Here is a 12,609-nt window from a genome sequence, read left to right on the forward strand (position 1 = left end):
ATGCTTGAGGAAAAAAGTTGTAATCATCGGCGGTGGCATCACAGGATTAACAACAATGTATAACTTACAAAAAGATATTCATGACAACAACTTGCCGATCGATACATTACTGATAGAAGCATCGGGTAAACTTGGCGGGAAAATTCAAACCGTTCGAAAAGATGGATTTACAATTGAACGCGGGCCGGATTCTTTCTTAGCACGAAAGGAAAGTGCAGCTAGATTAGCGCGAGAATTAGGTCTTGGCGATGAAATTGTAAATAATAAGGCCGGTCAATCATTTATCCTCGTAAACAATCGGTTACATAAAATGCCGAGCGGATCGATGATGGGAATTCCAACGCAAATTACGCCGTTTCTATTTTCCAGGCTGTTCTCCCCAATTGGTAAACTAAGAGCTGGTTTTGATCTGTTAATGCCGAGATCAAAGCCAGTATCTGACCAATCACTCGGGCATTTTTTCAGACATCGCCTCGGCAACGAAGTGGTTGAAAATTTAATAGAACCATTACTATCGGGTATTTATGCAGGGGATATTGATGAAATGAGCTTAATGTCAACATTCCCGCAAATGTATCAAATTGAGCAGAAACATCGCAGTATTTCACTCGGTATGCGTACACTTGCTCTGAAAAAAGAGAAATCTGAACCGAAAAAGGGAATCTTCCAAACAGTGAAAACAGGTTTAGAATCTATCGTAGAATCTCTCGAAGCGAAGATACATGAAGGTACGATAATAAAGGGAACTCGCATTGAAAAAGTTGCAAAACTTGGTGATGCTTACACGATTACTCTTAGTAACGGAAAAGAAATAGAAGCGGACGCGGTCGTAGTGGCAAGCTCACATAAAGTATTGCCATCTATGTTTGCACAGTACAAGCAGTTTCGTTTCTTCCGCAACATTCCGTCCACATCAGTTGCGAATGTGGCAATGGCTTTCCAAAAATCAGCCATTCAGCGCGATATTGATGGAACAGGATTTGTCGTATCTCGAAATAGCGATTACACAATTACAGCATGTACGTGGACACATAAAAAATGGCCACATACAACGCCAGAAGGAAAAACGCTTCTTCGTTGTTACGTCGGTCGTGCTGGTGATGAAGCAGTTGTAGAACAAACAGAAGAGGAACTCGTTCAGCTTGTACTAGAAGACTTACGAAAGACGATGGATATTACAGAGGATCCTGAGTTTACAGTCGTAAGTCGCTGGAAAGAAGCGATGCCCCAATATACAGTAGGCCATAACGAGCGAATGAAGAAACTCACAACATTTATGGAGAAAGAGTTGCCAGGTATATACTTGGCAGGTAGTTCTTACGCTGGTTCTGGTCTTCCGGACTGTATTGATCAAGGTGAGAAAGCCGCAAAGCGTGTACTATCTCATTTGGAGAAAGTAATGGAGACGGAATTACTCGTACAATAAAATATAAGAAACGCCTTCAATCATATTGAAGGCGTTTCGTTACTTATTCACCAATAAACATATATAAGTTATTTGGCTTTATAACAGCATCTCCCGCATAAATCACCCACTCTGTTAGGTTATCAAAATCTAACTGATAACTATTTCCCTCACTCATATCTTCTATAAAATATGGTTCATTAATGAGTATTCCTTGAATGAAATCTTCCGTGATTTCTTGCATTTCAAACCACATATGTTCACTTTTTCCTTCTTCGTAGGAGACACCAAACTTAGCGAGGAAACGAAAATCTTCATTTGATTGTTCAATGTGAAAAATGTTGCTGAAATACCCGAAAGTATTCTTCGCATTGTAAGCCATACGATCGGTTTCACTATTTGTTTTATAGAACATGAGCCCAGTAGCTTCCTCGTGTTCTTTGAAAAAACTTTCAATATATTCTTCTGAAGTATTAAATTTGAATAAGAGAACGGACGGAGATTGATGGTATTCATCTCGGTCATCCATCCCGCCTAAGAATGTTTTTTGCGCATCTATTGGTTGTAGTTTCACTTCTTCATCCTCGATTGAAGATAATTGATCCATACTCGTTTTATGCCCAATATAAGATAATCCCTTTTCCCATGGAACAGCTACTGTATGTATAGAACCTTGCTGACTATACGCGATAACGATAGGCTCATTCATAGGGACTTGTCCATTCTCAACGGCGTTATTAGCAAATGTTTGAAAAAGGTCGCCAATGCCGTAGTAGGAAGAAATACGATTTGGAATAATTAATTCTATTTCCGTTACGCCTGCTCTTAAAAGGCCGTGTGTATGAAACCAATATTGCGTAGGCTCATCGTCTTTATCGTCTTCATAAACAGAATGAATAACGTACAAGTCAGGAATGTCAGGTAATAATTCATTTTCAACGTGATATTCAATATAGCTTCTAGATATTACTTTCATTGCTGCACTTGAATCGATTACAAATAACAAGTCTGGAGCGAGGTTCCATAAAAACTGTAACTGCTGGAAAAAGCAGTCCAGCACATCGCCTACAAATAGCGTACGAGTGAAAATTTCAGTGCCATAAGCAGCATCTTCAAAATTACGATCTACGATTGTAGAATCTTGTCTATTGTACATTTTATATTCTTCTGGATCATCCGTTTCATCAATATGCAGTTCATACGGTATGATTGTTTCATCCATATGTAACTCAACAATAAGGCTTGTCTCATCACTGTAAACAATTTTTAATTCATCCACTTTAGTAGAGATAGTCTCTAGCCGCTGTTTTAACTGTTCAATTGTAATTCTAGTTGGTATAACGGCAATCATATCTGAAAAATGACGTTCTAATGTTCCATTCATAGCTGCGCGGTATGTTTCTGTTTGCACTTCCATCCAATCACTCCTATTCAAATGAATCCATTTTACATGCCAATGAAATTTCGATATTTTCTGTTTTCTCTCTCTACTATTATAGGTCGCATTCGTAGAAGGTGTAAAATTATTATTTTGTATTATAGTTTGAAAGCTTGTAAATTAAATAAATTTTTTGTAAAACTTGTCGAAATAGCATTCTATATAACGAATCATTTGTTATGATAGAAATGCTGAGAAAATATGAAATAGGGAGAGGGAAATGGCTGTGAAGAAATTGTTAAGTGTCTTTTTATCATTATTGCTATTGCTTTCATTTACTGGAACTTTAGCGCAGGCAGAAGAAAATACTTCTATGTCAGTAGAAAAAGCAATTCAAGTATTTAAGCAGCAAGGGAAAACGAAGGGGACAGTGGAAGGATACATCGTTGGATATACGCAAAGTCCTTCTAAATACACGAAAGATCCTGCTAAGTTTGATGATACAAACGTAGCAATTGCGGATTCGCCAACTGAAACGAATCCAGACAAAATCATGCCTGTTCAGTTGCCAAAAGGCGATGTGAGATCGGCAGTAAACGTGAAAGATCATCCTGAAAATATCGGGAAGAAAGTTAGTTTAACAGGAACGCTTGAATTATATTTTAGTAGCCCCGGTTTAAAATCGGTAACAGCTCATAAGTTTCAAGGGGAAGAACAAAACCGTGTTAGCGATGTAGTAGCTTCGCCTGGTGGCGGGGAAATTGCGAAAGGAACAGCGGTAACATTAACAACTAATACAGAAGGAGCAACAATCTACTATACGTTAGATGGCTCTAACCCTACAAATAAGAGTGTTCGTTATAACGGACAAATTGTAGTGAATGAAAATAGTGTGATTAAAGCAATCGCAGAGAAAGAAGGGCTTACTTCTTCAGCGGTTTCAACATTTTCATTTATTATCGTAAATAATGAACCAGTTCGTATTCATGATATTCAAGGAAAATCACATATTTCTCCTTACAACGGGAAGAAAGTATACAATGTGGAAGGCGTTGTAACAGCGCTTGATAAAAATGGTTTTTATATAGAAGACAATCAGCCAGATAATGATCCAGCTACTTCAGAAGGTATGTATGTATACAAAAAAGATGCGAATGTAGCGGTAGGAGATCTTATTCAAGTTGATGGAGTAGTAGAAGAATATGTTGGGCCTGGATATGCAGAGCGATTTGAAACAGACTTAACAACGACGGAAATTAAAGCGAACCGCGTTGCTGTAATCGCAAAAGATCAAGCTTTACCAGCGCCGATTGTACTTGGAGAAAACGGTGTGAAAATTCCTGATCAAATTATCGATAATGATGCATTTGGTTTATTTGATCCAAATGAAGATGCAATCGACTTTTATGAAAGTGTAGAAGGTATGCGCGTTACGATGCCAACGCCAAAAATTATTGCTCCTCAGAAAAACGGGAATTTATATGTAACAGTAAAAAATGGTGGAGATAAAGTCGTAACGAAATATGGTACACCTCTTTTAGATGAAAATCAATTAAATCCTGAGCGTCTTTCTGTAAAAGTACCTCGTGATTATGTAGCGAAAGTAGGAGATGCTTTCACTGGAGATATAACAGGGGTAGTCGGATATGATTACGGTTCGTTCCGCATTTCGCCAATAACAGAATTACCATCAGTAGTGGACGGTGGATTTAAGCAAGTAGGTGCGAATATTCAGCCGCGTCTTGATAAGTTAACAGTTGCTACATATAACATTGAAAACTTCTCGGCGAATAAAAAAGAAACGACAGATGAAAAAGTAAAAGCGTTAGCGTATTCTATTAAATACAATTTAAAAATGCCAGATATTATCGGTGTAGAGGAAATGCAAGATAATAACGGAACGCTTAATGACGGTACAACAGATGCTTCGTTAAGCGCAAAACGTATCATTGATGCAGTGCTAGAAATTCGTGGACCGAAGTATGAGTATGTAGAAATTGCTCCGAACAATAATCTAGACGGGGGAGCACCAGGAGCGAATATTCGCGTCGGTTTCTTCTACAACCCATCACGGGTGAAATTAGCAGCAGTACCGAAGTTACTTGATAAAAACGTTGTTCGCATTGGAGACGAAAGTTCATTATTTGAAAGTACACGTAAACCGCTTGCAGCAGAATTTACGTTCCAAGGACAAAACGTTGTTGTCGTTGCAAATCACTTAAACTCAAAAATAGGAGATGCAACGCCATTTGGAAAAGTACAGCCGCTCGTATTAAAGAGTGAAGAAAAACGAATTCAGTTAGCGCAAGAAGTAAATCAATTCGTACAAGGAATTCAGAAAAAGAACACGAATGCACCAGTTGTTGTGTTAGGAGATATGAACGATTTTGAGTTTGCTAAACCACTAAAAGCACTAGAAGGAACAATCTTGAAAAATATGTTAAACACAGTGCCGAAAGAGAACCGCTACACGTACATTCATGAAGGAAATGCACAAGTGTTAGATCATATTTTAGTAACAAACAACATCGCACCACACACAATTGTAGATCCAGTACACTTAAACTCAAACATTATGAAAGAACATGGACGTGTAAGTGACCACGATCCAGTACTTGCTCAAATTGATTTGAAGAAAGCTTCTTAAATAGTCATGAAAGAACGCTTAGAGATATACTGAGCGTTCTTTTTCTGTAAAAATCATGTTAAAATTAATTGAAAATTCAGCTTTTTATAATGAGGAGGTTAAAGATGCAAGCGTGGTTAAATGGAAAATTAATGAATCAGCTTGCAATTTTGTTTTGTACAATCGTCATGCTCCAATTTGTAGCGGAGGTAACAGGACTTACTCAAAATTTGGATATTACGTATAACTTAATACATACAGCATTGTCCTATGTAACATTTAGTTTCGCAGTCATTTTTACTCTAATAGGCGCAAGAAGAGAATTAAGTAAATATGCAGTTGTTTTATTATGTTTAGTTGTAGGTATTAAAGCGATTTATTTTGCGGCGGTCGTTATTTTATGGGGATTGGCAGGTACGCCGTAAAGGGGAGATGATTATACGATTGATAAATGGAAATGAGAATAAGAGCGTAATTCTCTAAGCTAACTTAGGGAATTACGCTCTTATTCGTACAATCACTTAGTCTGAAATTGCTTGAAGCGCTTTTCTACACCGATCTCTTTTTTGCAGTCTTCTTCTATATTTTTTTCTATCCCGCTTTACTCCTTGTATATACATAAATAAGCTAACGAGAAGGAAGAAAGCACATTGCATCGTTAAAATATACGGTGACATGCCTTGCAATGGTTGTTTCGGATCATATAAATGAATAGGTGCTCCGCCTATTGAAGGAAATATTGTATTTAGCAGGACGTAAGGAATGGAGGCAACTGCAAATGGAAAGAGAATTGCCATATAGTCCTTTTGTGACCATACAGATGCAGCAAGTCCTAAAAGGGCCATTAAACCTGCAAATAAAAAATTAATTCCGATATATACAGTAATGTAAGTGAGAGGCGCATCGAAATATAGGTTTGCGAACATTCCATCAGCATTTATGATGCCTGAACCAATCGTAGGTGTTCCGTCTGGAATGGTTAATTTGCAAAATAATAACGATAAGATGAATGGAAATGTATAAAGAAATCCTCCGCAAAAAAACGTAACGATATATTTCATTACTGAATAAGGAAATAAAGAAATCCCCTTACTCACAAACGGTTTAAAACCATCTGACTTATCCGAATTGTAACTTGTACTAAAGGGGAAACTCGCAATAACTGGCATTAATAATAAATAAACATCCATTTCATTGTCGCGAAATCCGATCCATTTTATATCTGTTGAAATAGGTCCACTCGCTGCGTCTCCTAAATAACGAATGACATAGTAATAGTGATAAATACAAATAAGAACGAATCCACTAAACATAATAATTAAAGAAATACGACTACAAAAAGCTTGCTTTATATTTAAACGAAGCGCACGCATCATGACTGAAAAAGCCTCCACTATTTTGATAAACTTGTCTATTTTCTATATTACTATTAAATGTAAAGATTTTCTTGTTTTTTTATTTGATTATTTGAAAAAAGGGAAATTTGTTGTTGTTAAGTAAGGTTTAATTGTATATCTTAAGAACACCTTTTCCTTTTCTCTTTTCTTCTGATAAACTATTGACAGTATGATATACACTGACTGGAATTTTTTTATACTGGAAATAATAAAAAAGAGAACTTGTCTAGAATGTAAGCGTGTGGTAATATCAAAGATGTACTGATTGACTATATTATCCAATTGGTCATTTTTGGAGGTGACGATGTGGCGATAGATCGAAAACGTTCTATTATTGAAGCTGCAACAAAGTCTTTTTCAGCGTTCGGTTATAAAGCAACAACGATGGATCAAGTAGCGAAGTTAGCGAATGTAGGAAAAGGAACGATTTATACTTTTTTCAAAAATAAAGAAGAGCTATTTGGTGAAATTATTTCTAATTTAATTACAGAAATGAAGCAAGTTGCAGAAAATGCAATTCGTTCAGATGTTTCATTTTTTGAAAATGTACATAGAGCATTATATAGCATATTAGAATTCAGAAAAGAACATCAGCTCATGATTAAATTAATTCAAGAAGAACGCGATATGGGAACGAAAGAAGTACAAGAAGTGATGCAACAAGTAGATGTGGAAATCGTTTCTGTTATTCAATCGTATTTAAAGATTGCGATTGATAAAGGTGAAATTAGCAAATGTGATCCAGAAATTACAGCATTTATTATGCTTCGCTTATACGTATCGCTTATTTTTGATTGGGAAAAAAACCATAAACCGTTAGAAAAAGAAAAAATCGCAGAATTATTTGAACTTTATTTATTAAAAGGATTGTCAAACTAAGATAATCCTTTTATTATTATAAAAAAGTGACTGATTGAACAAAATGGTCATATATTAATTTTAGGAGGGATAATAGAAATATTCACTTCGTAGTAAGGAACAGTTGCATAGTATAAATTCGGGGATAAGGCATATGTATGAATAGGTATAGCCTTTTTGTTTGGGTAAAAATGACCAAATGAACATTTTGGTCATTTTAATAAAGGGGGGAGAAATGATGAAATGGAATCAGTTACTTCGTAAAGAGTTTACTGAAATTATAAAAAGTAAAAAAATATTAATTCCAATTATCGCGGTTTTATTCGTGCCAATTTTATATGCAGGTATGTTTTTATGGGCCTTTTGGGATCCGTATAAACAGTTAGATGATTTACCAGTTGCGGTAGTCAATTTAGATAAAGGTGCAGTATTTGATGGGAAACCAATTGAGGTTGGAAAAGGGCTCGTTGATAATTTAAAAGATAATACAAGTTTCAAATGGGAGTTTGTAAGTGAAAAAGAAGCGAAAAAAGGAATGGAAGGTAGAAAGTATTACATGTTAGTACGCATTCCGAATGACTTCTCAAGTAACGCTACAACGTTATTAAAAGATGATCCAAAACCATTAAACTTAGAATACATTCCAAACGAAAGCTTAAACTTCTTATCTTCACAAATTGGCGGAACAGCCATTGAAAAAATTAAAGGTGAAGTATCAAGTACGTTAACGAAAACATATGCAGAGAAAATGTTTGATTCTATTCAAGACGTCTCAAAAGGATTAGCAGATGGGGCGGAAGGAGCAAATAAACTACATGACGGATTAAGTGAATTGCACGATGGTTCAAGTAAAGTGACAGATGGCCTTCATACACTTCAAGGAAAGTCTGGGGAGATGAAGGATGGAGTTGGGAAATTAACAGATGGATCTAATAAGTTAGTAGATGGGTCTGGAAAAGTAACAGCAGGTTTAAATACATTAAATAGCAAAACGGGTATAGGAAAATTACAAGATGGATCCGGAAAAGTAACAGACGGTTTAAATACGCTAAATGGCAAAACAGGTGAAATGCAGACAGGTATAGGAAAATTAGTGGATGGATCCGGAAAAGTAACGAACGGTTTAAATACGTTAAATAGCAAAACGGGTGAATTGCGTGATGGATCTGAGAAAGTGACTGGTGGCTTGAACAAACTAGTAAGTAAATCTGGTGAATTACAAACAGGAACAACTGACCTATCAAATGGTATGGGAAAACTTGCTGAAGGGCAAAGTCAATTAGAAAAAGGGTCTCAAGAAATTCAAAAGGGATTGCAAGAGTTAAATAGTAACGTACAAAAGTCTGCTGTAGGCTTAGAGGAAATGCAGTCGAAAGTTCCTTCTATATTGAATACAGTAAATGAGAAAATAGATGGAGCTGGGGCGAATGTAACTCAGTTAAATGAACTTACACAATCAACAGCAGGAGATGCAAAAAATGCAGCGCAAGAGGTAGCGAATTTACAAAAGCAAATTGAAAGTTTACCAAAAGAATATCAAGAGCAGTTACAACCATTCGTAACAAGTGCTGTAAAAAGTACAGCGACAGTTCAGCAAAAAGCTGCCGGAGTAGCAGGTGGAACAAATAAATTAAATGAAGAAGTAAAACAATTAACAGGCGAAATACATCAAACAACAAATGGATTGCAAAACAAATTACCAAATCCAGCAGGGGTGAAAACTCTGGCAGGTGGTGTTGAGAAATTAACGAACGCACAAAATGAATTTGTTAGTAAGTTTCATGGGTTTGGTGAAGGATTAGATAAAGCAAAAATAGGTGCGGATAAATTAAAAGATGGATCAGTTCAATTAATTAATGGAGTAACACAATTACAAAGCGGATCCGGAAAAGTGACAGCTGGATTAGGTCAATTATCTGCAGGAGCAAATCAATTAGCAGATGGCTCAAACCAAGTAACAGGCGGTTTAGGTACGTTATCTGTAGGAGCAAACCAAATGGCAGGTGGAATAAATCAATTAGCAGACGGTTCAAGTCAAGTAACAGGTGGTTTAGGTACATTATCAGTAGGAGTAACCAAATTAGCAGATGGCTCAAATCAAGTAACAACAGGTCTGGGCGATCTAAATGGTGGCCTAAATAAAATGTCAACCGGCTCAACCCAACTAATCGACGGCGTAAATAAACTAGCAGACGGATCAGGAAAAGTAACAGATGGTCTCGTAAAAGTAAACGATGGTTCAGGTGAACTTGCTGAGAAACTTGGCGAAGGAGCAGAGAAAACTGGTGAAGTAAAAGGGACGGATAAAACGTATGATATGTTTGCAAGTCCTGTAAAAGTGAAGACGGAGAAAATGGCGGAAGTTCCTAACTACGGAACTGGATTTACACCGTATTTCTTATCACTCGGTTTATTTGTTGGGGCATTACTATTATCAATCGTATATCCATTACGTGATACAGTTGGCGTTCCGAAATCAGGATTTAGTTGGTTTATTAGTAAGTTCGGCGTGTTACTATCAGTCGGTATTATTCAAGCGATAGTAGCAGATATTATATTACTATTTGGATTAGGTGTAGAAGTACAAAGTATGCCGTATTTTATACTCTTTAGCATCGTTACAAGTTTAGCGTTTATCGCATTAATTCAATGTTTAGTAACAGCATTCGGTGATGCAGGGCGTTTCATCGCCATCATCACATTAATTATTCAGCTTACAACAAGTGCTGGAACATTCCCACTAGAATTGATTCCGAAGTTTTTACAACCATTCAATGCTTGGTTACCGATGACATACTCTGTATCAGGATTGAAAGCAGTCGTATCAAGCGGGGACTTTAACTTCATGTGGCAAAACATAGGAGTGCTCATGATCTTTATCGTTATATTATCACTTGGAACAATTGCATCATTAACTTGGATGCACAAACGACAATTTAGAAATATTGCTGAAAATCAATTGATTGAAGCATAGAAAAAAGCACCTTTTCGGTGCTTTTTTATTTTAATGTAGGGCGTCTTTTCTGTAGTTTATATATAAATTTTTTTAAAAGCTATAGAGACGAAAGAAAAGGATTTACAGCAATTTACAGAGAAAACTAGAATAGAGGAGTTGATATGATGAAAGGAAATCTTACTTATTATTTTGTCTTAAATCCGCTAATCATCTTTCTTGTTTACGCCCTTTCACCTATCTTGTTTCATAAAGAAAAATATACAAATATGAAAGACGCACTAGGAATACTTTTAGTTTACTATGTGCTAATTAGCGGGTATTACCTTATGAATGTTGTAAGTGAAAGAATGAAGAAGAATAGTAAGGACAAACAATAAATTTGTATTACATAAAAACCGATGGGGGATAACAACATGACCGAAAATGAAATCAAATTCAGAGATACGACGATTCGTAACTTTTTCGATAAAGAGGACCGCCTAAAATCGATTCCAGGTCAAAAGAAGAAAAAACTAGTATTGTTGGAGCATTTAATTAGCAAGTTAAATGCTGAAAATCAATATACGGAAAAAGAAATTAATACATTCATAAAACAATATCATGATGATTTTTGTACGATTAGACGCGAGTTTATTGTACACGGGTTTATGGATCGAGAGGATAATATGTACCATATAAATGGGAGAGAAGTTTGGGCGAAGTGGGAGGAGTTAAAATAATGAATTTCACGTTATTTATTCTTCTTTATAGTTTTTAGAAAAAGGTACGAGGTGATTCAATGATACGATTAGCAAAAGAGACTGATGCAGAAGCAATAATGAATATTAGAAAAGAAATTATATTATCAGAAAGTACTACAAAGTTTTTCATAGTATCTCCAAAGAAATTACCAAATGATATTGATGCAGAAAAAGAAAAGATACGGAAAAGCAATGAAAAAGGGAATCTTTATATAGTTTATGAAGTAGATAGTAAGGTGGTTGGCTTTTTACTTTTCAAACGCTACGAACTAGAACGCCTACGACATGCAGGTACAATGGGAATGGGGATTAGAGAGGCGTGCTGTAATCAAGGAATTGGTACGAAACTAATTGAATTTCTTATTAGTTGGGCTAAAGGACAGGAAGGTTTAGAGAAAATTTGCTTAGGTGTAGTTTCTATTAATGATAGGGCGATTAAGGTGTATAAACGTATGGGGTTTGTAGAAGAAGGAAGACAAAGAAAGCAAATTAAATATGAAGATGGAACATATGAAGATGACGTATTGATGGGGCTCTATATTGAATAAAAAAGAGTCTTCCATTACTAGCAAGTAACATGCCTAGATACGGAACTTTATAAATAACGGTATAGTCAGTCAACATTTTAGTGAAGAGACTGCCGATATTGGCAGTCTCTTTTTAGTAGAATGTTTACACTTAGCAAACCTTAAGTTCCAGTCGATCTTTCTGACGTAAATGATGTGCAAAATGCATAGAAATAAGTTGGAACCATTCTGCTGCATGTAAGTAACCAAGCCCAGGGTGCTTTACTTTACAATCACTTGGAATAGAAGAAAGTGTTGGCTCAATGTCTTTAACAACTGTAATTAATTCTAGAATACGTTTTTGTATTTCTTCTTTATTAGAGGGATTTTCAGGTGTATATCCAGGATGATTTGGTACTTTGATTTGTATATTTGGGAAAGCACCAAGTTTATATACTTTTTCACCCATATCCGTTTTCTTGTTAATTGCTGATGGTGTTTCAGTTGTACATTTCGCGATTGCATCTAACTGCATGTATGTTGAGGCAATTAAATGATTATACATTTGACCAAGAGACCATTCCTCACTAGAAGGCTTCATCCTAAATTGCTCTATAGAGTACTTTTCTAATTCCTCTATGTAATACGTTGTTAACTCCTCAAATTTCTTCATATTGCTAACTCCTTTTTATGAAAATGTATTTGTTAATACCTACTATAAAGAAGTAATGCTGACAACATTA

The 12,609-nt window shown here is 35.9% G+C and carries 11 protein-coding genes and 1 pseudogene; 8 read left to right on the plus strand and 4 right to left on the minus strand.

The window, feature by feature from the left end:
• Positions 1-4 precede the first annotated feature (4 nt).
• A complete protein-coding gene (gene hemY / locus QCI41_RS23790; protein ID WP_353836498.1) occupies positions 5-1,426 on the plus strand; it encodes a protoporphyrinogen oxidase in 1,422 nt (473 codons plus the stop codon).
• 43 nt (positions 1,427-1,469) lie between these two features.
• Here hemY and QCI41_RS23795 read toward each other — a convergent pair whose 3' ends face one another.
• Positions 1,470-2,822, minus strand: coding sequence for a DUF4026 domain-containing protein (locus QCI41_RS23795; protein ID WP_353836497.1), 1,353 nt, complete (start codon positions 2,820-2,822; stop codon positions 1,470-1,472).
• 241 nt (positions 2,823-3,063) lie between these two features.
• On the opposite strand from QCI41_RS23795, the gene QCI41_RS23800 reads away from it, so the two are divergent.
• Together QCI41_RS23800 and QCI41_RS23805 are read left to right on the plus strand one after the other, a co-directional pair.
• A complete protein-coding gene (locus QCI41_RS23800; protein WP_353836496.1) occupies positions 3,064-5,430 on the plus strand; it encodes a DUF6359 domain-containing protein in 2,367 nt (788 codons plus the stop codon).
• A 104-nt stretch (positions 5,431-5,534) separates the two neighbouring features.
• Positions 5,535-5,834, plus strand: a complete 300-nt coding sequence (locus tag QCI41_RS23805; protein WP_001149500.1) for a hypothetical protein — start codon at positions 5,535-5,537, stop codon at positions 5,832-5,834.
• Between the two features lie 96 nt (positions 5,835-5,930).
• Here QCI41_RS23805 and QCI41_RS23810 read toward each other — a convergent pair whose 3' ends face one another.
• Positions 5,931-6,785 (minus strand): hypothetical protein, encoded by an 855-nt coding sequence (locus tag QCI41_RS23810; RefSeq protein ID WP_000984168.1) that lies wholly within the window; start codon positions 6,783-6,785, stop codon positions 5,931-5,933.
• 327 nt (positions 6,786-7,112) lie between these two features.
• Here QCI41_RS23810 and QCI41_RS23815 point away from each other — a divergent pair, with 327 nt between their 5' ends.
• The 5 genes from QCI41_RS23815 to QCI41_RS23835 all read left to right on the plus strand — a co-directional run bounded on the left by QCI41_RS23815 (position 7,113) and on the right by QCI41_RS23835 (position 11,908).
• Positions 7,113-7,685 carry a TetR/AcrR family transcriptional regulator gene (locus tag QCI41_RS23815; RefSeq protein ID WP_000963377.1) on the plus strand — a complete coding sequence of 191 codons (573 nt, stop codon included), beginning with the start codon at positions 7,113-7,115 and terminating at the stop codon, positions 7,683-7,685.
• A gap of 217 nt (positions 7,686-7,902) precedes the next feature.
• A complete protein-coding gene (locus tag QCI41_RS23820; RefSeq protein ID WP_353836495.1) occupies positions 7,903-10,638 on the plus strand; it encodes a YhgE/Pip family protein in 2,736 nt (911 codons plus the stop codon).
• Positions 10,639-10,781: 143 nt separating this feature from the next.
• Positions 10,782-10,997: a hypothetical protein gene (locus tag QCI41_RS23825; protein WP_353836494.1), complete on the plus strand. Its 216-nt coding sequence runs from the start codon at positions 10,782-10,784 to the stop codon at positions 10,995-10,997.
• 36 nt (positions 10,998-11,033) lie between these two features.
• Positions 11,034-11,339: a DUF2087 domain-containing protein gene (locus tag QCI41_RS23830; protein WP_353836493.1), complete on the plus strand. Its 306-nt coding sequence runs from the start codon at positions 11,034-11,036 to the stop codon at positions 11,337-11,339.
• Between the two features lie 59 nt (positions 11,340-11,398).
• Positions 11,399-11,908: a GNAT family N-acetyltransferase gene (locus QCI41_RS23835; RefSeq protein ID WP_353836492.1), complete on the plus strand. Its 510-nt coding sequence runs from the start codon at positions 11,399-11,401 to the stop codon at positions 11,906-11,908.
• Here QCI41_RS23835 and QCI41_RS23840 read toward each other — a convergent pair.
• A pseudogene (locus tag QCI41_RS23840) lies at positions 11,895-11,981 on the minus strand (PH domain-containing protein); the annotation flags it as partial. The gene QCI41_RS23835 and the pseudogene QCI41_RS23840 overlap by 14 nt on opposite strands.
• A 57-nt stretch (positions 11,982-12,038) precedes the next feature.
• Positions 12,039-12,539, minus strand: coding sequence for a DinB family protein (locus QCI41_RS23845; RefSeq protein WP_353836491.1), 501 nt, complete (start codon positions 12,537-12,539; stop codon positions 12,039-12,041).
• Positions 12,540-12,609: the final 70 nt, after the last annotated feature.

The organism is Bacillus cereus group sp. MG4 (assembly GCF_040460055.1).
Lineage (GTDB): Bacteria > Bacillota > Bacilli > Bacillales > Bacillaceae_G > Bacillus_A > Bacillus_A wiedmannii.